Here is a 23,283-nt window from a genome sequence, read left to right as displayed (position 1 = left end):
GGCCGCCGATATCCTCGCCAGGTGATAGACACGCGGCGCCTGCGCACGCTGCGGGCGGTGGCCGACCACGGCACGGTCACCGCCGCGGCCGCCGCCCTGCACCTGACGCCGTCCGCCGTGTCGCAGCAGCTCGTCGCGCTCGAACACGAGGTGGGCCACAAGCTGTTCACCCGCGACGGGCGCGGCGTCCGCCTCACCGCCGTGGGCAAGATCATGCTCGGCCACGCCAACGAGGTGCTCGCCCAGCTCGAACGCGCCGAGGCCGAGGTGGCCGCGTACGCGACCGGCTCGGCGGGCGAGGTGACCGTCGCCTGCTTCGCGACGGCGATCAGCGCCGTGCTGTCCCCCGCGATGACCGTGCTCCGCGCGAAGGCGCCCGGCCTGCAGGTGCGGGTCCGCGACGCGGAGGGCGACCAGGGCCTGCTCATGCTGCTGGACGGCGAGGCGGACCTGACGGTCGCGGTCGAGTACCGCGGCGCCCCCGACGTCACCGACCGGCGCCTGTCCCTGCTTCCCCTCTACGCCGAGCCGTTCGACCTGGTCCTCCCGCACGACCACCCGCTCGCCGCGGCGGGAGACGGCCGGGCGGTCACGCTCGCGGACCTGGGCGGTGAGACGTGGATCGGCCCCTACCCGGGCAACCCGGTGCACGACGTGATCGCCTTCGCCTGCGAGCAGGCGGGCTTCTCCCCGCGCTTCGCGCACTGCTCGGACGACTTCCGGGCGGTGGCCGCGCTGGTGGCGGCGGGCGCGGGGGTGGCGCTGGTGCCACGGCTGGCGCTGCGTGACATGGCGCTGTCCGGCGTCGTCGTCCGGCCCGCGCCCGGCCCGGAACGGCGGGTCTTCGCGGCCGTCCGCCGCGGCGCCGACGCGCATCCTCTGCTCGTCCCGCTGCTCGACACCCTGGGCGGCGTCGCGGCGGACCTCGGTGAAGGGTGCGGTGAGGGGTGACGGCCCCGCCCCCGCGATAGGCCGTCACCCGTAACCGTCATCCGATGGCGTACGCCCGGGTGACGGTCTGCGTCACGCGGTCGCCCGCGCCGTCGACGGCGGTGGCGCGCAGCGAGACGAACCCGGCGGCGGGGTTGGTGAGCTGTGCCGTCCAACCGTGGTGTGAGCGGGTCAGCCGTACCCGGTTCCAGCTCGCCCCGTCGTCGAACGACGCCTCCAGGGTGAGGGACCTCACCTTCGCCTCCGCGGCTCCGGGATTGCGCTGCACCCGGATCGGGATGCGCGTGGTGGCGCCGGGCTTGGCGCGGTTGTGGTCGTCCAGGCCTTCGGGGGCGTAGCGGACGGCCGTCAGAGGCAGCGGCCGGGGTTCGGCCGCCCGCTGTGACCGGAACGTCCAGACCGATTCGACCTTGGTGGACAGCGTCGCCTGCCGCTGCGCCGAGGCGGTCAGCGTGTACGTCGCCGCCTCGGCCGGCAGCCGGGTCCGCAGCAGGCACTTCTCCGGCTCCCCGAAGCCGCACGCGGTGAGGTCCTTCGTGGCCAGGACCTCGTCGCCGCGGGCGAGGGAGACCGTCCCGGTGGCGGTGGTGTCCGTGCCGGCCAGCGCGGCCCTGCCGTCGGTGAAGAGCCGGTCGGCGGTGAAGCGCAGGGTGTCGCCGTCGCGGCCGCCGGCGGGCGTACCGAACGCGGGGCCGGTCACGGCGGCGTTCCACACCTCCTTGACGGGTCGCCGCCTGAGCACCTCGCTGCTGCCGAGCACCGTGTGGCCGCCGGCCTGGACCTCCGTCGTCCAGGCGAAGCCGGGGGTGCGGTAGTGCGTCATGGTCGCGGGCAGGTCCAGCTCGGGGCTCGGGAACGTCCACGCGTCCATCCACGACGTGCCGGGGAACCGCGGCCCCGCCCAGGCCGTGGCCTCGCCGGGGGCGCCCGGCGCGCGGTAGGTCGCCTCGACCTTCACCAGCTCGCTGGTGCGAGCCGTGTGGGAGGGGTCTTCGGGGATGCCGTCGGTGCGGTGGTCGACCAGGTCGTAGCGGTACGGGCTGGGCTTGGCGTCCTTCTTGTGCCAGGTGGTCTTGGCCATGTACCGCAGGCCGGGCTGGCGTACCGGGAAGACGTAGTGCTGCTCGTCGGGGACGTTGAAGCTGATCGACCCCGCGCTCCAGGAGCCGTTGGCGAGCATGACGCTCATCACGCGCTCCCGCGCGGCGGTCGGCTCGTCCACCGCGAACCTGATCTGCCTGGCCTGCCTCGTGTCCAACGTCACCTCGCGATCCGCGCCGTCGATCGTCAGGGGCAGGTGCGCGGTCGCGCTTCCCGCCCGGCCGAACATGCCGACGTAGAGGTTCCACTCGCCCTCCGGCAGGCGGACCCTGGCCACCCCCCGGTCGTCGAAGGACAGCAGGCGCAGGTCGCCGGTCCGGAGGTTGTAGACCTCGCCCGAGGTGAGGGTGGGGGCGCCGTTCCTGTCGACGGCGTTGACGGTCAGGTCGTAGGACTCCGGTTCCACGAACGCGCCGGCCAGGACACGCACGACGGTGTCGCCGGACCTGGCGGTGACGGTGCCGGGATGGTCCCCGGGGGCCTTGCCCTCCGCCCGGATCGTCAGCTCGACCGACACCTCCCCCCGGGCGGGCACCTCCAGCCGCTTGGACGCGAGCTCCAGCACCTCGCCGTCCGCGGTGAGGTCCAGGGTGACCGGGGTGTCGCCGGAGTTGGCGTACGTGAGGGTCCTGGTCGCCGACTTGTCGCCGGTGCTGTTCCAGGGGAAGGCGGCCCAGACGTTGCCGGTCACCGCCGCGACCGGCTGGGCGAGGGCGCGTACCAGGTCCACGCGCCCGGCTCCCTGCTCGTACGGGGTGGCGTCGCCGTTGGGGGCGGCGCTGCCGATGAGCGCCGCCTTGAGCCGCCGGCCGCTCCAGTCGGGGTGGCGCTGGGCGAGGATCGCGGCGGCCCCCGCGACGTGCGGCGTGGCCATCGAGGTGCCGCTCAGGGCGACGTGGGAGCCCTCGGCGGTGCCGCCGGCCGCCGCGGCCGTGATCTGGACGCCGGGTGCGGTGACGTCCGGCTTGATCGCGTGGTCGCCGACGCGTGGGCCTCTGCTGGAGAAGCCGGCCACCTTGTCGTCCCGGTCGACGGCGCCGACCGTGAGCGCCGCCTCGGCGCTGCCCGGGCTGCCGATCGTGTTCTTGCCGCCGTCGTTGCCGGCGGCCACGACGAACAGCGTGCCGGTCCGCTCGGACAGCGTGCCGACCGCCTGCTCCACCGGGTCCGTCTCCATCGAGTCGGGCCCGCCGATGCTCATGTTGACGACCTTGGCCTTGACCTCGACCGCGGCCCACTCCATCCCGGCGAGGATGTCGGACTCCTTGATCGAGCGGTCACCGATCTTGCCGACGGCGAGCTTCGCCTCGGGCGCCACACCGCGGTGCTTCTCCCCCGCGCCGGCGACGATCGACGCGACGTGCGTGCCGTGGCCGTTGCGGTCGCGGACGTCGTCGCCACCGGTGAAGTCGCGCGCGTGGGTGACGACGCCCTTGAGGTCGGGATGGCCGGGGTCGTAGCCGGAGTCGAGCACCGCCACGGTGACGCCCTTGCCGGTCAGGCCCTGCTGCCACGCCTGCGGCGCGCCGATCTGCCCGACGCTCCGGTCGAGGGTGAAGGAGCGGCGGCCGTCCAGCCACAGCTTGGTCCGCGCCGTGGTCAGTGCCCGGGCCCCGCCGGTCAGGTCCTGCCACGCGCGGGCCGCGCCTGCCTTGGGCACCTGCACGGCTGACATGCCGAGGTGCGACAGCCGCCTGGTGCTGCGGAGCGCGGGCACGTCCCCCTGTTCCGACTGCGCGATCAGCGGGATGTCGGGCCGCTGCGCGTCGCCGTACCCCCATTCCAGGAGCTGGGTGACGTCGAACAGCCGCTCGTCGAGCACGCCCCGGGCCACCAGCGGCAGGGCGTCGGACGGGTAGACGTACAGGTGGCCGTCCCGGCGCCGGGTGGTGAAGCTCCCCTGCCTGCCGGGCCCGGGCTCCACCCGATGGCCGGCGGGGGTGACGACGACCCGGTCACCGGTGATCAACGTCACCGCGCCGGACCGCCCGTCACCCGCCGCCCGCACGGGCTCCGCCTCCTGTCCGGTCGGTTGACCGGGACCCGCCTCCGCGGGCGCCGGGACGGCCGCGAACCCTGCCGATCCGGCCAGGATCACGGCCGCCAGACCGCTGCCTAAGCGCATATGTGCCTCCTCGTGCACGGGAGAAGATCTCCAGTGCACGAGGAGATGTCCGGCTCCGGCGGTTTGTTACCGCTTCTCTCGGCGGCGGGTCAGACCCGGCCGCCGTCCCGGGATCTTCGTCCATGCTTCGTCCGGAGCCGCGGCCTGGACATTGGACATTTCGGGCCGGGGAGCCGGGCGCCCCCGCGGCGCCGCATCGGATAATCGCAGAAGCGTCGCGGCGGGGGGCGGCGCTGCCGGTGGCCGGGCGACGGAAGGTGAACGGGACGTGGAGGCCGACAACAGGGGGAAGCGGCGGGGGCGGCAGCCGATCGGGCCCGATCCGGACGCGGGCGCGGTGGGCGCGTTCGCCGCACGGCTCCTCCGGCTGAAGCAGGAGGCGGGCGACCCGTCGTACGCGGAGATGGCCTCCCGGCTCGGCGCGGCGGCCTCGAAGTCGTCCCTGGCCAGCGCGGCGCGCGGGCAGCGGTTGCCGACCTGGGAGACGACGTGGGAGTTCGTCCGGGTGCTCGCGGTCGATCGGCTGGGGCGCGACCCCGGGGAGGCCGAGCGGGAGTGGCGGGAGCTGTGGGAGCGCGCCAGGACCGAGCCGGTGGACAGGCGGGTGGACGGGCTGGGCGACGGGCGGGTGGACGGGCCGGTGGGCGAGCCGGTGGGGAGGGCGGCCGAGGCCGGGGCCGCGCCGAGGACCGTCCGGCGCGGCCAGGTCCTCGTCTACGTCATGGCCTCGGCGGCGGTCGTCACGGCCAGCCTCACCGTGCTCTATCTCGCCATGCGGGAGGACCGGAGCCAGGCCCCGCCCGCCCCCGTGCCCACGCCCTCGACCGCGGCGAGCGTCATCCCGCGGGACGATTCGGAGTTCGTCGGCGACGTCACCTATCCGGACGGCTCGAAGGTCCGGACGAAGTCCACGTTCACCAAGACCTGGCGGGTGCGCAACACCGGAACCATCCCCTGGGAGGGCCGGCTGCTGGCGCGCGTGAATTCCGCGCCGTGCAAGTCGCCCGAGACGGTCGCCATCCCGCCGACCGCGCCCGGCCACACCGTGGATCTCTCGGTCCGGGTACGGGCTCCCGGCAAGCCGGGGAAGTGCCGGATCTACTACAAGATGACCGACGCGCAGGGCAGGGTGTTGTTTCCGCTCAAGCGCCCGGTGTTCCTGGACGTCCGGGTCGTCGGCTCCTGACCTGCCGTTCCATTTGTCCAACACGTTGTCCAGGAGGGCGTTGGACGTCCTGTGGACGGACATCCCTGTCCCCGTGCCGGGCGCGCTGCCACGATGGCGAAGTCCCGGCGCACGCCGTTTCCTGCCACGGCGTGCGCCGACTCTCCAACGAAAGGGAACGCACTGTGACCAAGGTGACCCGCTCACTGGCGATCGCGGCCGGCGCGGTTTCCGTGCTGATGACGGTCGGCGGCGGCATGGCACAGGCCGCCGTTTCGACGGCGTCCACCCAGGCCGCGGCGAGGGTCGTCTGCAACGCCCCCGGGACCGGCGACACCACGGTCTGGGGCAAGTGCTGGAACAACGGCAACAAGGCCGGCAAGGCGCGCCTCGTGTACTGGTGCAAGAACATGATCGGTAACGGGTCCAAGCAGCACAGCACCGGCTGGAAGAGCGTCAAGCCCGGCAAGACGGTGAAGTTCGTGGGCGAATGCACGTTCAAGGCCCGCAACCCCGCCTTCCACATCGGCTGACCCCGCTCGGTCCGCCCCCGTTCCTCCGCACGAGCCACTTGCCGGCGTGACGGCCGGCCCCTCCCCCACATGCACCATCCCTGCCCGGACGGGGGCGCCGGGCAGGGATGGTGCATGTGCTGTTTCCGGCCTTCATTCGCGGTCACCCCTGAAACACACCGTCATAGCCGGACATCTGCTCGGATGTGTCCACTTATCCGAAAGAAGATGACATGGGGCCACCGGGACCGGAGCAGCGTTTCGAGACGATCTACCTGGCGCACTATCCGGCCGTCGCCGCCTACGTCAGGCGGCGGACCGACGCCCCGGACGACATCGCCGACGTGATCGCCGAGACGTTCACGACGGCCTGGCGCCGCCTGGACGACGTCCCCGCCGGCGACGAGGCCCGGCTGTGGCTCTACGGCGTGGCCCGGCGCACCCTCGCCAACCACTACCGTTCCGAGGAGCGCCGCTCCGCGCTGGCCGTACGGCTGCGCGAAGAGCTGGCCACCTCGGCCGTCCCGGTCGCCGACCCCGACCGGGACGCCGCCCACCGGGCGTTCAGACGGCTGTCACCCCAGGACAGGGAACTGCTGTCGCTGGTCGGCTGGGAAGGGCTCTCCACCCCCGAGATCGCCCGGGTGCTCGGCTGCTCGCGCGGCGCGGTGCGCCTGCGCCTGCACCGGGCCCGCAAGCGGCTCGCCCGGGAACTGGCCGCCAGTCACCTCGACCTCACCACGTACGGCATGCGCGCCGTGGCTCTCGCGGAGGGAAACTCATGAACACCGACGTCGACCGCGTCGTCGCCCATCTCGACCCAGGCCCCGGCCCCGGCATGACCGAGGGGGCCCACGCGCTGATGCGCGAGATCATCACGGCCGAGCCCGCCCCCGCTCCCCGGCCCGCGCGGAGAAGGAGGCCGGTCCTGCGGCTGGCGCTGCCGGGCGTCGCCCTGGCCACCGCCGCGTTCGTCGCGCTGAGCTGGCTGCTGCCGACCGGACCCGGTTTCGGCCCCGGCCCCGCCGCGGCGCTCGACATCAGGGAGGAGAACGGTTACTACGTCGTCGAGGTCAAGGACCTGTACGCCGGCCCCGACCGCTACCAGGAGCAACTCCGGGGCGTGGGGCTGGACGTGACGCTCAGGCTCACCCCCTCGACCCCGTCGATGGTGGGCTCCATCTTCCCCACCTCGCCCACCGACCACCGGTACCTCGACGAGATCAAGACCATCGACCAGCCGGGCGCCTGCGAGAAGATGGGCGGCTGCCCGATCGGCGTGAAGGTCCCCGTGGGCTTCCAGGGACCGGCCGAGATCACCCTCGGGCGCGAGGCCGCGCCCGGGGAGGAGTACGCGAACGTCACCTCGTTCGACGCCCTCGGTGAGCCCATGCACTGCGTGGCGTTCCGCGGCAGGACCGTGGCCGAGGTGCGGGAGCTGCTGGCGCAGCGCGGGCTCGCCGTCCACGAGTTCAGGGACACGAACCCCTACATCGACGAGGAGGCCGCGTCGCGGACATCGGTGCCGGACTCCTGGTACGTCAACGGCGGCTACCTGCGCGCGCCCGGCAAGGCGAACCTGAACGTGAGCGAGCAGCCTGAGGAGTCCGACGCCGGCGGCCTGCGCAACTGCGCCGCTCCCCAGGGCTCCTGAACCGGCCGTCGGCGGGCCTCACCACTGGCCTCACCACTGGCCTCACCACTGGCCTCACCGCCGGCCGAGCACCTCGACCAGGCTGGTGAGGCTGTCCTGGCCGTGTCCCGCCGCGATGCCGCGCCGGAAGACGGCCAGGGCGGCCGCCGGGAGGGAGGCGTCCACTCCGGACGCCTCCGCGGTGTGCACGACGTGCTCCAGGCTCGCCGCGCCCATGGCGAGGGTGTCCACGTCACCCCGGTGGGCGCCCGCGTCGATCCGCGGGGCGTAGAACTCCAGGAAGTAGCGGAAGTCCATGGTCTTGACGGCGTGCGGCAGGAACCGTTCCGCCGAGATGCCGTGGGCTCGGGCGACCGCCTGGGCGTGCAGGTAGGCCAGCAGGCCGGTCCAGAACATGTCCATCCCGATCTGGTAGTACAGCGCGGCCAGGCCGGGGTCCTCGCCGAGGTGGTCGATGCCGGTCAGCACCTCAAGCGCCGGCCGGTGGGCCTCGATCGCCGCCGCGGGGCCGCTGTAGTACGTCATCGCCTCCGGCGTACCGATGCCCGGCGGCGGCACCTGCACGCCGCCGGTGAGCTGTACGGCCCCGCGCTCGGCCAGCCACGCGGCCGCCTCGCGGGCCCGGCCGGGCGTGTCGGAGGTCAGGTTCGCCACCGTCCGGCCGGCCAGGGCGGCGGCGGGGGCCCGCTCCAGGATGGCGAACACGGCGTCGTAGTCGGTCAGGCTCATCACGACCAGGTCGCTCGCGGTCAGCGCCGCCTCGACGCTCGCCGCGAGCGTGGCGCCGCGGGCCACCACCTGGTCGGCCCGGCTCGGCGTGCGGTTCCACACGGTCAGGTCGTAGCCGCTGTCCAGGTAGGCGCCGGCCATCGCCTGCCCCATGGGGCCGAGGCCGATCAGGGTCACGGACTTCGGGTTCATCGCCGTCTCCTCGTACTAGAACGAACGCTCTATCCAGGACGCAGACGCTAGCACACCGCTAGAACGAACGCTCTATCCAGTAAGCTGAGCGCATGACGGCCCAGCACGAGATCGGCACCCGCGAACGGATCGTCCGCGCGACGTCCCGCCTGATGCAGCGCCGGGGATACGGCGCGACCGGACTCAAGGAGATCTCCCGGGAGGCCCGAGCCACACTCGGGTCGGTCTACCACTTCTTCCCGGGCGGCAAGCAGGAGCTCGCCGTCGCGGCGATCCGCCACGGCGAGCTGGAGTTCGCCGAGCTGCTGCGCGAGACGCTCGACCGGGAGGACGACCCCGGCGCGGCGATCGTCGCGTGCGCCCGGGAGCTGGCCACCGGCCTGCGCGAGTCCGGCTGGCTCGACGGTTGCCCGATCACCACCACGGCTCTGGAGAGCGCCGGGGTCGCCCCCGACATCCAGCGGGCCGCCGCCGAGGCGTTCGCGAGCTGGCGCGCGCTGGTCCGCGACAGGCTCATCCGGGCCGGCCTGGCCGACGACGTCGCCGACGAGCTGGCCCACACGATCGTCGCCACGCTGGAGGGCGCCGAGATGTCGGCCCAGGTGAGCCAGAGCGAGGCCCCCCTGGAGATCGCCGGCAGGCACCTGGCCCGCCTCATCGCCTCCTATCGCTGACCGTCAGGCGCGAGCCGTCTCCACGGCGGCGCGGAAGCGGGCGTACCTGTCGATCTCGGCCGCCACGGGCTGGAGCACGTACGCGGCACCGACCTCGCCGATGGCGGCACGCAGGGCCCTGGCCGTCCGGCGGGCCCGGCGGCGGCCGCCCGCCCATGCCACCAGCCGGGCGAGCAGGGCGACCAGCACCCCGGCCAGCGCCCCGCCGACGAGGAGCACGGTCGGCCACGGCACCTCGCCCAGGGTGGGCACCGGCGGCTCCGGCAGTCGCAGATAGTCCAGCCCGAACAACGCCCCCAGCCACCCCATCCCGGCCACCATGGCCGCGAAGATCAGCCACTGGAGCCCGCCGACGGCCCTCCACCAGCGGGGCCGTCCGGTCGCCCGCGACGAGGTGACGCCGACGGCCCGGTCCACCGCGTCGGCCAGCTCCCGCGAGCGGGCGCGGGCCGCCTGCCGCACCGCCGTCGCCCACGGGCCGGGCAGCCCGCTCGCCGCCGCGTCGCCGACGTCCCTGATCGCCGTGTCCACCTGTGTCCGCTGGACGGCGGAGGCGGCCGGTACGGACGTGCGGCCGACGACCTGCCCGTCGTCGCCGGAGGTCGCGGGTCCGCCCGCGCCGCCCGGCGGGAGGGGCACGGGTCCGCCTCGGCCGCCCTGCGGAAGGGGCGCGGCGCCGATGCGCAGCCTGCGCAGCGGGTCGGGCCTCAGGCGGCGCACCCACCGGGTGACCGGCCAGCCGGTGGCGACCACGGCCCGGTGCCGGTGGCCCTTGGCGACGGCCTCAAGCACGAGGGACACCCCGGCCGCCTGCTCCAGCGCCACCGTGAGCCGCCGCCCCAGCCGCGCCGAGACGTCACCGGCGGTGGACTCGGACAGCTCGGCCGACCGCACGGCCTCCCGCCCCGCCGCCAGCACCACGGCGGGATCGGGGCGGCCGTGCCCGGCCTCCGGGCTCGCGAGGCTCGCCGGGCGGGTGGAGGCGGCGGCGAGGAGGTCGGCGGCCGTGGTGACGTCGGCCGAGAGGCGGGCGCTCCACGACCGGCGGTCCGCGACACGGCCCACCAGCAGGGACCGCAGGTCGTCCAGACCGGCCCCGGTGCGGGCGGACGCGGCCAGGACGGGCACGCCGCGCAGGCCGTCCTCGTCGAGGAGCCGGCGCAGGTCGCCCAGGCAGCGGTCCACCGCGGCGGGCGGCAGGCGGTCGACCTGGTTGAGCACCACGACCATGACGTCGCGGTGGGCGGCCAGTGGGCGCAGGTAACGCTCGTGCAGGGCCGCGTCGGCGTACTTCTGCGGGTCCACGACCCACACCAGCAGGTCCACCAGCTCCACGAGCCGGTCCACTTCCAGGCGGTGCGCGAGCTGGATCGAGTCGTGGTCGGGAAGATCTAGCAGGACAAGTCCGGAAAAATCGAGATCTGCCGCAGCCGCCGGATGACGCCCGAAGACGTCCAGCCAGTCGAGCAGCGGCCCCGCGCCGTGCGCCCCCGCACCGCCAGCCCCCGCCGCACCGCCCGCGCCCGACGCGCCGCCCGACGCGCCGCCCATGCCCGCCCCGTCCCAGACCAGGGCCTGGGCCGCCGACGTCGTGGGCCGCGTGACGCCCACCGCGGCCACGTCCTTGCCCGCCAGCGCGTTGAACAGCGACGACTTGCCGCTCCCCGTGGCCCCAGCCAGCGCCGCCACCGTGTGCTCGACGGAGAGGCTGCGGCGCGCCCCGGCCCGTTCGGCCACCGCCCGCGCGCCGGTCACCGCCTCGCCCGGCAGCCGCCCCTCCGCCAGAGTGGCGGCCTCCAGCAGCGCCTCCAGCCGCGCGTCCAGCGACGGCCCGTCCGTGCGGCGCAGCAGCTTCACGATCCCTCCGTACCCGCGCCGGCCGGCAGCTCGCCGTGGTGCTCGCGGACCGCGTGGGCCGCGGCCAGCAACTCGTCGGCCGTGCCCGCCCGCGGCTCGGCCGCCTCCAGCAGCGCCGTGTACCGCGCCGCCTCCTCGTCCATCAACCCGCGCACCCGCTCCCTCAGGTCCTCCCGTGCCCGTGCCGTCAGCGTCCGCACCGCCTGGTCACCGAAGATCGCCTCCAGCAGCTTCTGCGACAGCACGCTCGTCCCCCCGGCGATGCCCACCTCGATCCCGGTCAGCCCGCCGGTCGAGGCGAACACGGCCAGCATGAGCAGCAGCCCGGCCCCGTTCACCCCGAAGGACGCCGCCCGCGCCGCGGTGCGGCGTTCCCCGCCCTCCTGACGGACGAGGTCGAGCACGAACTCCTGCCAGCCCCGCACCGCCGACTCGGCCCGCCCGGCCAGGTCGGGCGAGGCGCGGCCGAGCCGGGCGGCGTCCACGGCGCCGATGCGGTCGAGCAGTCCCGGCCCGCCGGGCGCGGCCGACCAGCCGTCGAGACAGCGTTCGGCGGCGGCGTCGGCCGTCCCCCTGATCAGGCTCTCGACCCCGCTCTCCAGCGCGTCGCGCAAGTCGGCCGCGGGCTGCCGTCCGGTGAAGAACCCGACGACCCGGTCGCGCAGCCACCCCACCCGGCTCTCCAGCGACCGCATCAGGTCGCCGGTGCCGATGAAGTCCTGCCAGCGGGCCAGCACCTCGCCGCGCAGCAGCGACCCGTCGCGCATGCCCTCGTCGAAGTCGGCCAGCGCCCCGGCGTAGCCGCGCTCGACGATGGAGCGCAGCCCGTCGAACCCGGCCCGCTGCCGCTCCACCGCCGCCGCCAGCTCGGGAACCCGGCCCGCCAGGCTGTCAAGGGCCCCGGACAGCGTCTGGCGCACCACGCGGGCCCGCTCGGCCGCGTCGGCGGCGAGCCCGGTCAGCCACCGGGTGATGGGTTCGACCAGGGTGGCGGGCAGGCGGGCCTGCTCGGACGGCAGCACGGCTTCCGGCACGGTGAACAGCCGGGTGCCGTCGAGCCGGTTGGCGACGAGCAGGCGTTCGAGGTCGCGGGTGACCGGTTCGAGGGCCTCGGCCGGCACCCGGTCGAGCACCACGGCCAGCGCGGTGCTGCGCTCCCGGGCCGAGCGCAGGAAGCTCCACGGCACCTCGTCGGCGTACCGGGAGGCGGTGGTGACGAACAACCACAGGTCGGCGGCGGCGAGGAGCTGCGCGGCCAGCTCCCGGTTGGCGGTGACGACGGAGTCGATGTCGGGCGCGTCGAGCAGCGCCAGGCCCGGACCGAGCGCGTCGGACGTCACGACGCGCAGGGCGCCGGCCGAGCCGCCGCTCGTCCGGGACAGGCCGGGCAGCACGTTGGGCCCCATGAACCAGTCGAGGTCGGCCGGGCTGGCGACCAGCGTGGGCACCAGCGTGGTGGGGCGCAGCACCCCCGGCTCGGTCACGTCGGCGCCGACCAGCGAGTTGACCAGCGTGGACTTGCCCGCGCCGGTGGAGCCGCCCACCACGGCCAGCAGCGGCGCGTCGATCGCCCGCAGCCGCGGCAGCAGGTAGTCGTCGAGCTGTCCGGTGATCTCGCGGTGCAGGCGGCGGTCGTCCTCCACCGCCCCGATGGCGAGCGGGAACAGCTCGCCATCGAGCCGGCGGCGCAACCCCTCCAACGCTCCCAACAGGTCCATGCCCTGTAGTTAGCCCGCAGGCGGCTCCCTAAGCACGTATCCGACACTCCGTAGCGTGTGGATCAGCCGGGGCTCGCTCGCGTCGACCTTGCGCCGCAGGTAGGAGACGTACGACTCGACCACGCCGGCGTCGCCGCCGAAGTCGTAGTTCCACACGTGGTCGAGGATCTGCGCCTTGGACAGCACCCGCCCGGCGTTGGCCATGAAGTAGTGCAGCAGCTTGTACTCGGTGGGCGACAGCCGTACCGGCGTGCCGGCCCGCCACACCTCGCTCGTGTCCTCGTCGAGCTCCAGGTCGGCCACCCGCAGGCGGCTGGTGGGCGCGGCCTCCCCGCGGGTGCGACGCAGCACCGCGCGGATCCTGGCCTGCACCTCTTCGAGGCTGAACGGCTTGGTCACGTAGTCGTCACCCACGCCCAGCCCGTGGATCTTGTCCTCGGTGGCGTCGCGGGCGGTCAGGAACAGCACGGGAGCGGTGATCCGCCTGGCCACCTCGAACCCGTCGAGGTCGGGCAGCATCACGTCGAGCACCACCAGGTCGGGCGAGACCCGCTCGGCAACCTCGACGGCCTCGTACCCGTCGGCGGCGGTGAGCACCTCGAACCCGGAGAAGCGGAGGCTGGCGGAGAGCAGATCACGGATGCTGGGCTCGTCGTCCACCACCATGATCAACGCCTCGGGTTTAGTCACCTACATAGCGTGACGCAGCCACCTGAGTACCAGCTGAAGGGTCACTCCAAAGCGAGTGGGAGTTCGACCCGGAACGTGCAGCCCGCTCCCGGCGCGGTCTCCAGCCCCACGCTGCCGTCGTGGGCCCGCACCAGCGCGTCCACGATCGCCAGGCCGAGGCCGCTGCCCCGGTCGTCGCCGGAGCGGCGGCGCGAGCGCGCCGAGTCGGCCCGGTAGAACCGCTCGAAGACCTTCTCGGCCTGCTCGGGCGTGAGCCCGGGACCCTTGTCGGCCACCTCCAGGAACACCGTGCCGGGGCCGGCGCCGACCCGGACCGTGACCGGGGTGCCCTGGTCGGTGTGGATGAGCGCGTTGCTCATCAGGTTGGCGATGACCTGGCGCAGCCGCACCTCGTCACCGGAGACGATCAGCGCGGCGCCGCCGACGACGTCGAGGGTGACCTCCCGTGCGGGGTCGAGGATGCGCGCGTCGTGCACGGCCTCCGCGGCCAGCGCGAGCATGTCCACCGGCCGCATCTTCAGCGGGCGTTGCTGGTCGACCCGGGCGAGCAGCAGCAGGTCGTCCACGAGCAGGCTCATCCGGCCGGCCGCCTTCTCCACGCGCTGCATCAGCTCGGCCGGGTCGGCGCCGGGATTCTGCCTGGCGTACTCGGCGAAGCCGCGGATGGAGGTCAGCGGCGTGCGCAGCTCGTGGGAGGCGTCGCCGACGAACTGCCGCATCCGGTCCTCCGACCGGCGGGCCGCCGCCTCGGACGCCGAGCGGGCCACGAACGCGGCCTCGATCTGCGCCAGCATCCCGTTGAGGGACCTGGCCAGCCGCCCCACCTCGGTGCGGGGGTCGCCGTCGGGCACCCGGCGGCTCAGCTCGCCGCGGGCGATGGCCTCGGCGGTCCGCTCGATCTGGGCGAGGGGGCGCAGGCTGCGCCGGACGCTGGTGACGCCCACCACGGCCAGGATGAGCAGGATGCCGCTGCCGCCGAGCATCTCGATGAGGGCGAGCCGGCGGGTGATCTCGTTGACCTCGGTGAGGTCGGCGGCGACGACGTACGTGGCGTGCGGGCTGGCGGCGTGCAGCACCCGCCACTCGCCGGTGCCGTCGGACGCCGGCGCGGTGTAGATGTCGGGGCCCGGCGTGCTGTCCAGCACCGGCTTGGACTTGAGGTCGACGTCGCGGTCCACCTGCAGCGGGGTGAGCCGCCCGCCCGGCCGGTCCTGGACCAGCACGATCGTGTCGGACTCGATGAGGATCTGCTTGTCGCTGATCCTGCGGCCCTTCTGGCGGCGCTGGAAGTCGTACTCCAGCTTCTTGTGCATCCGTACGGCGACCAGCTTGACCTGGGTGTCCACCCGGTCCATGAGGTAGCCGTGCAGGACCGAGACGCTGACCAGGCCGATGAAGGTCAGCCCCAGCGCGAGCAGCGCCAGCATGGCGGCGATCAGCTTGATCCTGAGCGGCAACCGGGGCATCAGGCACCCGGCGGCAGGCGGAGCACGTATCCCACCCCGCGCAGGGTGTGGATGAGGCGCGGGCTGCGGTTGTCGATCTTGCGGCGGAGCACCGACACGTACGACTCGACGATGCCGACCTCGCCGCGGAAGTCGTAGTCCCAGACGTGGTGGAGGATCTGCGGCTTGGACAGCACCCGGCCCGCGTTGGTCATGAAGTAGCGCAGCAGCTTGAACTCGGTCGGCGACAGTGACACCGCCCGGCCGCCGCGCCACACCTCGTGGCTCTCCTCGTCCAGCTCGATGTCGGCGAAGGTCAGCCGGGGCGGCGGGGCGGCCGCCTCCCCGCTGGTGCGGCGGAGCACCGCGTGGATGCGGGCCACCACCTCCTCGAGACTGAACGGCTTGGTCACGTAGTCGTCGCCGCCGATCGTGAGCCCGCGGATCTTGTCCTCGGTCTCGTCGCGGGCGGTCAGGAAGACCACGGGCGTGTGCGTCCCGCCGCCGCGCAGCCGCCGGACGATCTCGAAGCCGTCGAGGTCGGGCAGCATCACGTCGAGCACGATGAGGTCGGGCCGGTGCCGCTGCACGGCCGCCACGGCGTCCAGGCCGCTCTTGGCCGTGGTCACGTCGAACCCCGCGAACCTGAGGCTCGCGGCGAGGAGTTCGAGGATGTTCGGGTCGTCCTCGACGATCAACAGGCGCGCTTCCATTCCCTCAAGGATGCCCTCATCGGACGAATGCCGGAACAAGACCGGCGATATGCCGCGCGATGGCCAGGCTGGAGGTGGCGGCCGGAGAGGGGGCGTTGCGCACGAGCACGACCCTGCCGTGCACGTCCACGGCGAAGTCGTCGAGCAGCCGGCCGTCCCTGCCGACCGCCTGCGCGCGCACCCCGCCCCCGGTCCGGCGCAGGTCGGCGGCGGTCAGCTCGGGGACGTAGCGCCGGGCGGCGCGCAGGAAGGCGCCCTTGGACAGCGACCCGTGCACCTCACGCAGGCCGGTGCGCCAGTGCCGGCGGGCCATCCGCAGCGTGCCGGGCCAGCCGAGGATCTGCCGGGCGTTCGCGACGTCGCGCCGGCCGTAGCCCTCGTAGGCGAGCGCCAGCACGGCGTTCGGCCCGACGAGGACCTCGCCGTCGATGTGCCGGGTCAGGTGGACGCCGAGGAACGGGTAGCGCGGGTCGGGCACCGGGTAGATCAGGCCGCGCACCAGCTCGCGGGCGGCTCCAGTCAGCGCGTAGTACTCCCCCCGGAACGGCACGATCCGGACGTCTCCCCGCCGCCCGGCCATGGCGGCGACCGCGTCCGTGCCGAGCCCGGCGCACACCACCAGCCGGTCGAAGGCGAGGCGCCGCCCGGCCGCCAGCACCTCCACGCCGCTCGCGGTCTCCCGGACGGCGCGCACCGGGTGCGCCAGCCGTACCGACCCGCCCAGCTCGGTCACGTCGAGCGCGAGCCGGCGGGCGACCGCGGCGAAGTCGGTGATCGCGGTGTGCGGCGAGTGGACGGCCGCGACGCCGACGGCGTGCGGCTCGACCTCGCGGAGCCCGAGCGCGTCCAGCTCGGCGACGCCGGGCACGCCGTTGGCGCGGGCCCGCTCGGCCAGCGCGCGCAGCAGCGGCCACTCGGCGCGGGTGCTCGCCACGACGAGCTTGCCGACCTCGTCGTACGGCAGGGCGTGTCGCGCGCAGTAGTCCTTGAGCAGCGCCACGCCCTCGCGGCACAGCCGGGCCTTCAACGAGCCCGGCGGGTAGTACAGGCCCGCGTGCACGACGCCGCTGTTGTGCCCGGTCTGGTGCGCGGCGACCTGCTGCTCCTTGTCGAGCACGGTCACCTCGGCGCCCCTGGCCATGGCCAGCTCGCGGGCCACGGCGAGACCGACGATCCCCGCCCCGACGACTCCGATCTTCTCCGTCACGGCGCCAGTCTGCCCACTTCACGACGGTTTTCGGAGCGGAGCCGCCGCAATGTATCCGAAACCGTGTCCTTGACCGAGCGGGTCGGACAGCTCCCGGACCTGGCCGGGCACCACCGAATCGAACGTGAGTACGATGGACTCATGTACGTCCCGCCGGAGTGGCCCGCCGAGGTACGGCCGCCCAGCGTTCCCGACTGGGAGACCTCGGCCGTGGCCTGGCTGCTCGACGCCGTGCCGCCCGACTACCGCGCGTACGAGGTGCTCAGGCGGCATCCGATCGCGCTGGCCCGGATGGCCCGCCACCACGTCCAGTCGGCCGTCGAGGCCGCCCGCGCCGGCTACCGGGGCGCGGCCGTCGAGCTCAAGGGGCACCTGCCGCCGCACGCCGTCGAGGCCGTGCTCGACACCTACCGGCAGGAGGGGCCACGCCTGGTGCGCCTGTCACGTTCGATCGAGGTGGTGGAGCGCGCCCTGCGCGGCGACCTGTTCACCGCGACCATGCGCCGCCCGTGACGCCTCAGCGGGTGCGCCTGGCGACCAGCCCGATCACGGCGGTGGCCAGCAGGCCGGCCAGCACCAGGATGACGACGTCACGGGCGGACAGACCACCCTTCTCCCCCATGTCCCGCTGGTCGGCGGCCTTCTTCGCGTCGTCGGCCCGCCCGCGCGGGCTCTCCCGCGCGACCGGCCGGTCGGTGGCCCGGTCGGTGGGCCGGTCGGTGGGCCGGTCGGTGGGCCGGTCGGTGGCCCGGTCGGTGGGCCGGCCGGTGATTCGGTCGGTGGGCCGGTCGCCCTGGAGCGCCCGGTCGGGCAGGGGCACGCGGTAGACCGGGCTGGCCGGTCCCTCGCTGCCCGCCAGCAGCGCCCGGCCGTCCGGGGTGAACGCGATCGACTCGGCCTGCTTCAACTCGGGCATCGACACCCGGGTGATGATCTCGCCGGAGGACTTGTAGAGGGTGGCGGAGAAGTAGGTGCGGATGACGTACGACGAGCCGTCGGGGGCGTAGGCGGCGTCGGTGGCCATGAGCGGCGCGTGGGCGACCTTGCGCAGCACGTTGACCCGGTCGGTCCGCAGCGTCTTCGGGGCGGCGTACACCGAGCCCGCGAACTCCTTGGAGACCACGTAGAGCCGGCCGGTCCGGGGGTGCACCATGACGCCCTCGGCGTTGCGCCCGCCGTCCTCGTAGCGGAACCGGTAGCGCACCGCCGTGACCGTGGCGTCGCGCAGCGTGGACGGCTCCGGCACCTTGTAGATCGAGATGTCGGGCCAGGCCCCGTCGAGGTTGTCGCCGATGTCGGCGAACCAGAGCACGCCGCGTCCGGTCGCCGGGTCCTTGCCGGCCGCCATGCCCTCCCAGTCGCGGGCCTCGGCGCCTCGCACGCGGAAGGTGGCCCTGGTCCGGCCGTCCTGGCCGACCGCGTAGAACACCGGCTCGGCCGCGGAGTCGTTGTGGGTGTAGTAGACGCCCGGGTGGCCGGGCGACACCGCGAGGCCGCTGGACTCGGTGATCCCCCGGTCGCGGAAGGTGAAGAGCTTCTCCCCCGTGTCATCGTCGGCGGCGGCCGCAAGGGCCCGGGCGGCCGGGACGGCCGTGACGGCCGTGACGGCGCACGTCACGCAGGCCACGGCGAGCGTTCGCAGCAGAAGATCCCCCACGCCGCCATCATGCCCCAACCGGCGCCCGGCCGACCCTCGCGCTGTGCCGGTGGAAGCCCGTGCCCTGGAGCACGACCAGGCACGCGTTCGCCACGGCCACGGCCGTCCACAGCCCCGTGATCCCCCACGTGGCGGCCACGGGCACCGCGGCGAGCACGAGCAGCCCGTAGCCTGCGACGAAGTAGCGCAGGCTCGCCGCCGACCGTTTCAGACCGGTCAGCCCGATGCCCTGGACGGCCTGCGCCCCGTCGGCGGCCGAGGCGAGCAGCATCAGCGGCAGCAGCGCGACGACCCGCTCCCGCACCCCGGAGTCGTCGGTGAACAGCGACGGCACGGCGTCGCCGGAGATCAGCAGCACCGCCGCGGCGACACCGGTGCCGGCCAGGGCGAGCAGCGCGGCGGCCAGGTTCGTCCGCCGCGCCGCGGCCGGCGTGGCGGCGCGCGCCACCTCGGGCAGCGCCGCCTGCGCCACGGCGACGGAGGCCACGAGCATGAGGCCGGTGAGCGTGCCGAGGACGGCGTGGGCGGCGGCGTCGCGGGCGCCCGTCGTGCCGGCGGCGAACGTGACGACGCCCAGCCCGCCGAACTTGATCAGCACCGTGGCCGCCAGCGGGAGGCTCACCCGGGCCAGCCGGACGATCTCGGCCGTCCGCGGCCGGCCGTGTCCCACCGGGACGCCGAGCACGCGGCGCAGGGCCAGGTTGGACACGGTCACGGCCGCGAGGCCCGACAGCAGCCAGGCGATCCCCACCCCGGTCAGGCCCAGCGGCGGCACCAGCGCGATCGCGCAGCCGATCATCACCGCCGTGCCCGCCAGGCTGGACCAGAGCACCGGCCGGCCGCGCCCGAACGCGACGAGCACCGTCGTGGCGCCGCCCCCGGACGCGTGCACGAGCAGGGACAGGGCCAGCAGCCAGGGCAGCGGGCCCAGTTCGGCCACGACCTCGCCGGGCACGCCCGCCGCGCCCGCCAGCACGGGCACGGCGAGCACCGCGAGGGCGCCGGCCGTACCGACGGTGAAGGTCAGCCAGCGCGCGTCACGCAGCACGGGCACGGCGGCGGCCGGGTCGTCGCGGTGCGGCGCCACGAACGGCGAGAGCCCGCGCAGGGCGCCCACCACCGCGGCCGAGGCGGGGGTGAGCACGGCGGCCATGACGGCGAAGGCGGCCAGGGTGACGGTGTCGTGCCGGCCGAGGACCGCGGTCACCACGAGGGTCCCGATCATGCCGGTGACCATGGAGAGGAACAGGGGCACCGCCGCGCGCAGGATGCCGGTGATCACCCGGTTCACCCTACTAGCCTGGAGTGCACTCCAGGCGCTTAGCCTGAAAAGCATGGATTACGTGAACCTCGGACGCAGCGGGCTCAAGGTGAGCCCGCTCTGCCTCGGCACCATGAACTTCGGCCCCGTGACCAGCGAGGAAGACTCCTTCGCGATCATGGACCGGGCTCACGAGCTGGGCATCAACTTCTTCGACACGGCCAACGTGTACGGGTGGAAGCAGGGCGAGGGGATCACCGAGAAGATCCTCGGCAACTGGTTCGCCAAGGGCGGCGGTCGCAGGGAGAAGACCGTCGTCGCCACGAAGCTCTACGGCTCGATGGGCGACTGGCCCAACGACAACCTGCTGTCCGCGCTGAACATCCGCCGCGCCTGCGACGCCTCGCTCAAGCGCATGCAGACCGACTACATCGACATCTACCAGGCCCACCACGTCGACCGGGGCACCCCGTTCGACGAGTTCTGGGAGGCCATGGAGGTGCTGCGCCAGCAGGGCAAGATCCTCTACGTCGGCTCGTCCAACTTCGCGGGCTGGCACATCGCCAAGGCCCAGGAGACGGCGGCCCGGCGCGGCACGTTCGGCCTGGTCAGTGAGCAGTCGCACTACAACCTGCTGACCCGCGCCGTCGAGCTGGAGGTGCTGCCCGCCTGCGCCGACTACGGCCTCGGCGTGATCCCGTGGAGCCCGCTGGCCGGCGGGCTGCTCGGCGGTGTGCTGCGCAAGACCGACAAGGGTCGCTCGGCCAGCGAGAACATGGTCAAGGAGCTCGACAAGCACCGCGACAAGATCGAGCAGTACGAGAAGTTCTGCGACGAGCTGGGCGAGGAGCCGGCGTACGTGGCGCTGGCGTGGCTGCTCACCCGGCCGGCCGTCACCGCGCCGATCATCGGCCCGCGCACGATCGAGCAGCTCGACGGCACCCTGCGGACCCTGGAGATCACACTGGACGAGCAGGCGCTGGCCCGGCTCGACGAGATCTTCCCGGGGCACCGGACGGCGCCCGAGGACTACGCCTGGTAGGAGCCCGGGTCAGGTCAGCAGCGCGCCGACGACCACGATGAGGAGGAGGAGGCCGAGCACGACGGGCAGCAGCCAGGAGCGAGGACGGTCCACGCCCTGGAGCCTAATCGGGCCGGGAGGGTGCGAGCGCCCATTCGGCCAGTGACTCGTACCTCACGTGGGCGCCCTGGTGGCTGCGGACGAGCCGGACGGACTCCGCCCGCCACGGCGAGCCGCTGAACCACTCCAGCGACTCGACCAGCGGGCGGAGGTCCGTCTCCGCCCTGGCTCTGGCCAGGGTGAGATGCGGGTGGAAGCGCTTGCCGTCGGTCTGCGCGGCCCCGGCCCGGCGGGCGCCCGCCCGGACGGAGTCGGCCAGCCGGGCCATCGGGTCGCCGGACAACCCCGCCCAGAAGACGCGGGCCCGCCGCGTCGACGAGAACGCCCCGAACCCGGTGAACGCCAGGTCCAGGGCCTCGTGCCGACGTACGGCCCGGGCCAGGCGCGTCTCCAGCTCGGGCAGGACGCTCTCGGGCACCTCGCCGAAGAAGCCCAGCGTGATGTGCCAGGTGGCGCGTTCGGGCCAGCGCAGGCCCGGCACCTGCCCGACGTGCGGCGCGATCGCGTGCTCCAGCTCGTCCAGCACGCGTGCGGGCGGCACGACGGCCGCGAAGAGCCTCATGTCATCCGATTCTGCAACCCGCGCCGCCCGGCCGCGCGACCGGCTCGGACAGCCGATCCGGACAGCCGATCCGGACAGCCGATCCGGGCAGCCGATCCGGGCAGCCGATCCGGGCAGCCGATCCGGGCAGCCGATCCGGGCGGCCGATCCGCGCGGCGGGGTCAGGCGGCGAGCGGCACGGGCCGGTGGACGCGCGCGCCGATCAGCCGGGTCAGCAGCACGGCCAGCCCGGTGCCCGCCAGCACGAGCACGCCGGACAGCATCACCCCGGCCCGCGGCCCGCCCAGCTCGGACAGCCAGCCGACCAGCGGCGCGCCGATCGGGGCGCCACCGGTGAACACCAGCATGTAGATGCCCATCACCCGGCCCCGCATCTCGGGCGAGGTGGCGAGCTGGACGCCGGCGTTCGCGGCCGTGTTGACCGTGATGAGCGCGACCCCGGTGGGGATCAGCAGCAGCAGGTAGGCCGGGTAGAACGGGGCCAGCCCCGTCGCCACCTGGAACAGCCCGAACCCGATCGCGCCGGTCATGAGCAGCCTGCGTGACGGCCGGGCGCGGCGGGCGGCGAGCAGCGCCCCGCCGAGCGCGCCGACGGCGAACATGCTGGACGCCAGGCCGAACGAGGACGCCCCCGCGTGGAAGACCTCGCGGGCCATGAGCGCGATCGACATCGAGAACGACTGCGCGAACATCGACACGAACGCGATCAGCAGCACCGGCATGAGCAGTTCCTCGCGCTCCAGCACGTAGCGCAGCCCCTCGCGGAGCTGCCCCTTGGCGCGCGGCACCGGGTCGGACAGGTGGAGCTCCGACTTGCGCATGAAGACCAGGCTGGAGATGACGCCGGCGAACGTGAGCGCGTTGATCAGGAACAGCGGCCCGGTGCCCCCGAGCACGTAGATCAGCACACCGGCGATGGCCGGGCCGACCACGCGGGCCAGGTTGAAGATCGAGCTGTTGAGCGCGATCGCGTTCGACAGGTCCTGCCGGCCGACCATCTCGACCACGAACGCCTGCCGGGTCGGCACCTCGACGCAGGAGATCAGGCCGAGCGTGAACGCCATCACGTACACGTGCCAGACCTGCGCGGCACCCGTCATCGTCAGCACGCCGATCGTCAGCGCGAGCCCGGCCATCAGCGACTGGGCGGCGATGAGGATGGGGCGCTTGGGGTAGCGGTCGGCGAGCACGCCGCCGAACATCCCGAAGAACAGCATGGGGAGGAACTGGAGCGCGGTCGCCGTGCCGAGCGCCGCCGCGCTGCCTCCGGTCAGCTCCAGCACCAGCCAGTCCTGGGCGGTGCGCTGAAGCCAGGTGCCGACGTTGGAGACGGCACCACCGGCGGCGAACATGCGATAGTTGCGAATCCTGAGCGACCGGAACATCCCGGTCCTGGGTTGTTCGGGTTCTTCTAGATCCGGCTGAGCTTCTCCAGGATGGGCGCCGCCTGCCTGAGGATCGCCCGCTCCTCGGGGGTCAACTCCTTCAGCCGCTGGGTCAGCCACGCCTCCTTGCGGCGTCGCTCCTCCTTCAGCAGCTTCTGGGCGGCCTCGGTCACGGTCACGCTCACCTGGCGCCGGTCGGTCGGGTGCGGGGTGCGTGACACCAGGCCGCGCTCCTCTAGGGCGGCGATCACGCGCGTCATCGAGGGCGGCTGCACCTTCTCGAGCTCGGCCAACTCGCCGGGGGTTATCCCGGAATGCCGTTCCACCGCGGCGAGCGTCGCGAACTGCGTGGGGGTCAGCGGATGCGCCGCCGCCTGTCGTCGTAGGCGCCTGGTCAGCCGCGCCAGCGACACGCGCAGGGCGGATGCCAGGCCTGCGTCGCTGCGCAGACTTGTCTGTGGGGTGTTGGTTAGCATGGGTCATTACCTTTGCTAACTATACGGCAGAGCAAGATATTTCCCCAAATCCTCGTCGTCTCACCTTG

General features: G+C 73.6%; 21 protein-coding genes. 8 read left to right on the top strand and 13 right to left on the bottom strand.

What is annotated here, in order from left to right:
• The first annotated feature begins 21 nt into the window (after positions 1-21).
• Entirely contained in the window at positions 22-951 is a 930-nt protein-coding gene (locus ACGF0J_RS32120) for a LysR family transcriptional regulator (RefSeq protein ID WP_393151901.1), read from the top strand.
• 37 nt (positions 952-988) lie between these two features.
• Here the strand turns inward: ACGF0J_RS32120 and ACGF0J_RS32115 are convergent, their stop codons facing one another.
• Complete coding sequence (locus ACGF0J_RS32115) at positions 989-4,177, bottom strand: S8 family serine peptidase (RefSeq protein ID WP_393151899.1); 3,189 nt, start codon at positions 4,175-4,177, stop codon at positions 989-991.
• A gap of 268 nt (positions 4,178-4,445) precedes the next feature.
• On the opposite strand from ACGF0J_RS32115, the gene ACGF0J_RS32110 reads away from it, so the two are divergent.
• The 4 genes from ACGF0J_RS32110 to ACGF0J_RS32095 all read left to right on the top strand — a co-directional run bounded on the left by ACGF0J_RS32110 (position 4,446) and on the right by ACGF0J_RS32095 (position 7,508).
• Complete coding sequence (locus ACGF0J_RS32110; RefSeq protein WP_393151897.1) at positions 4,446-5,363, top strand: NBR1-Ig-like domain-containing protein; 918 nt, start codon at positions 4,446-4,448, stop codon at positions 5,361-5,363.
• 164 nt (positions 5,364-5,527) lie between these two features.
• Positions 5,528-5,875, top strand: a complete 348-nt coding sequence (locus tag ACGF0J_RS32105) for a hypothetical protein (protein ID WP_393151895.1) — start codon at positions 5,528-5,530, stop codon at positions 5,873-5,875.
• Positions 5,876-6,087: 212 nt separating this feature from the next.
• On the top strand, positions 6,088-6,639 hold the full coding sequence (locus ACGF0J_RS32100; RefSeq protein WP_393151893.1) for an RNA polymerase sigma factor: 552 nt from the start codon (positions 6,088-6,090) through the stop codon (positions 6,637-6,639).
• Positions 6,636-7,508, top strand: a complete 873-nt coding sequence (locus tag ACGF0J_RS32095; RefSeq protein WP_393151891.1) for a hypothetical protein — start codon at positions 6,636-6,638, stop codon at positions 7,506-7,508. Before ACGF0J_RS32100 ends, ACGF0J_RS32095 begins: the two co-directional genes overlap by 4 nt.
• Before the next feature lie 54 nt (positions 7,509-7,562).
• Here the strand turns inward: ACGF0J_RS32095 and ACGF0J_RS32090 are convergent, their stop codons facing one another.
• Positions 7,563-8,429, bottom strand: coding sequence for an NAD(P)-dependent oxidoreductase (locus ACGF0J_RS32090; protein ID WP_393151889.1), 867 nt, complete (start codon positions 8,427-8,429; stop codon positions 7,563-7,565).
• 92 nt (positions 8,430-8,521) lie between these two features.
• Here ACGF0J_RS32090 and ACGF0J_RS32085 point away from each other — a divergent pair, with 92 nt between their 5' ends.
• The gene (locus ACGF0J_RS32085) at positions 8,522-9,103 is read left to right on the top strand and encodes a TetR/AcrR family transcriptional regulator (RefSeq protein WP_393151887.1); all 582 of its coding nucleotides are present in this window, start codon (positions 8,522-8,524) and stop codon (positions 9,101-9,103) included.
• Positions 9,104-9,106: 3 nt separating this feature from the next.
• Here the strand turns inward: ACGF0J_RS32085 and ACGF0J_RS32080 are convergent, their stop codons facing one another.
• From ACGF0J_RS32080 to lhgO, 6 genes are all read right to left on the bottom strand, one after another.
• Positions 9,107-10,960 carry a GTPase gene (locus tag ACGF0J_RS32080; protein ID WP_393151885.1) on the bottom strand — a complete coding sequence of 618 codons (1,854 nt, stop codon included), beginning with the start codon at positions 10,958-10,960 and terminating at the stop codon, positions 9,107-9,109.
• Positions 10,957-12,678, bottom strand: a complete 1,722-nt coding sequence (locus ACGF0J_RS32075; RefSeq protein WP_393151883.1) for an ABC transporter — start codon at positions 12,676-12,678, stop codon at positions 10,957-10,959. The genes ACGF0J_RS32080 and ACGF0J_RS32075 overlap by 4 nt, the downstream gene beginning before the upstream one ends.
• Positions 12,679-12,687: 9 nt before the next feature.
• The gene (locus tag ACGF0J_RS32070) at positions 12,688-13,344 is read right to left on the bottom strand and encodes a response regulator transcription factor (protein ID WP_393152028.1); all 657 of its coding nucleotides are present in this window, start codon (positions 13,342-13,344) and stop codon (positions 12,688-12,690) included.
• 65 nt (positions 13,345-13,409) lie between these two features.
• Positions 13,410-14,834 (bottom strand): sensor histidine kinase, encoded by a 1,425-nt coding sequence (locus ACGF0J_RS32065; RefSeq protein ID WP_393151881.1) that lies wholly within the window; start codon positions 14,832-14,834, stop codon positions 13,410-13,412.
• The gene (locus ACGF0J_RS32060) at positions 14,834-15,526 is read right to left on the bottom strand and encodes a response regulator transcription factor (protein WP_393151879.1); all 693 of its coding nucleotides are present in this window, start codon (positions 15,524-15,526) and stop codon (positions 14,834-14,836) included. Before ACGF0J_RS32060 ends, ACGF0J_RS32065 begins: the two co-directional genes overlap by 1 nt.
• 16 nt (positions 15,527-15,542) lie before the next feature.
• Positions 15,543-16,733: an L-2-hydroxyglutarate oxidase gene (gene lhgO / locus ACGF0J_RS32055; RefSeq protein ID WP_393151877.1), complete on the bottom strand. Its 1,191-nt coding sequence runs from the start codon at positions 16,731-16,733 to the stop codon at positions 15,543-15,545.
• Between the two features lie 141 nt (positions 16,734-16,874).
• Between lhgO and ACGF0J_RS32050 the strand changes: the two genes are divergently transcribed.
• Positions 16,875-17,246, top strand: a complete 372-nt coding sequence (locus ACGF0J_RS32050; protein WP_393151875.1) for a hypothetical protein — start codon at positions 16,875-16,877, stop codon at positions 17,244-17,246.
• Between the two features lie 4 nt (positions 17,247-17,250).
• Here ACGF0J_RS32050 and ACGF0J_RS32045 read toward each other — a convergent pair whose 3' ends face one another.
• A complete protein-coding gene (locus tag ACGF0J_RS32045; RefSeq protein ID WP_393151873.1) occupies positions 17,251-18,390 on the bottom strand; it encodes a PT domain-containing protein in 1,140 nt (379 codons plus the stop codon).
• A 7-nt stretch (positions 18,391-18,397) separates the two neighbouring features.
• Positions 18,398-19,672, bottom strand: a complete 1,275-nt coding sequence (locus ACGF0J_RS32040) for a polysaccharide biosynthesis C-terminal domain-containing protein (protein WP_393151871.1) — start codon at positions 19,670-19,672, stop codon at positions 18,398-18,400.
• Between the two features lie 52 nt (positions 19,673-19,724).
• Between ACGF0J_RS32040 and ACGF0J_RS32035 the strand changes: the two genes are divergently transcribed.
• Entirely contained in the window at positions 19,725-20,693 is a 969-nt protein-coding gene (locus ACGF0J_RS32035) for an aldo/keto reductase (protein WP_393151869.1), read from the top strand.
• 103 nt (positions 20,694-20,796) lie between these two features.
• Here the strand turns inward: ACGF0J_RS32035 and thpR are convergent, their stop codons facing one another.
• The 3 genes from thpR to ACGF0J_RS32020 form a co-directional block, all read right to left on the bottom strand.
• Complete coding sequence (gene thpR / locus ACGF0J_RS32030; RefSeq protein ID WP_393151867.1) at positions 20,797-21,354, bottom strand: RNA 2',3'-cyclic phosphodiesterase; 558 nt, start codon at positions 21,352-21,354, stop codon at positions 20,797-20,799.
• 161 nt (positions 21,355-21,515) lie between these two features.
• Positions 21,516-22,739 (bottom strand): MFS transporter, encoded by a 1,224-nt coding sequence (locus ACGF0J_RS32025; RefSeq protein WP_393151865.1) that lies wholly within the window; start codon positions 22,737-22,739, stop codon positions 21,516-21,518.
• A 26-nt stretch (positions 22,740-22,765) separates the two neighbouring features.
• Positions 22,766-23,215 carry a MarR family winged helix-turn-helix transcriptional regulator gene (locus tag ACGF0J_RS32020; RefSeq protein WP_393151863.1) on the bottom strand — a complete coding sequence of 150 codons (450 nt, stop codon included), beginning with the start codon at positions 23,213-23,215 and terminating at the stop codon, positions 22,766-22,768.
• Between the last annotated feature and the right edge of the window lie 68 nt (positions 23,216-23,283).

This window comes from Nonomuraea sp. NPDC047897 (genome assembly GCF_043204415.1).
Taxonomy (GTDB): domain Bacteria; phylum Actinomycetota; class Actinomycetes; order Streptosporangiales; family Streptosporangiaceae; genus Nonomuraea.
The sequence above is the reverse complement of the archived record's forward strand: the minus strand, read 5'-3'. Positions and strand labels throughout refer to the sequence as shown.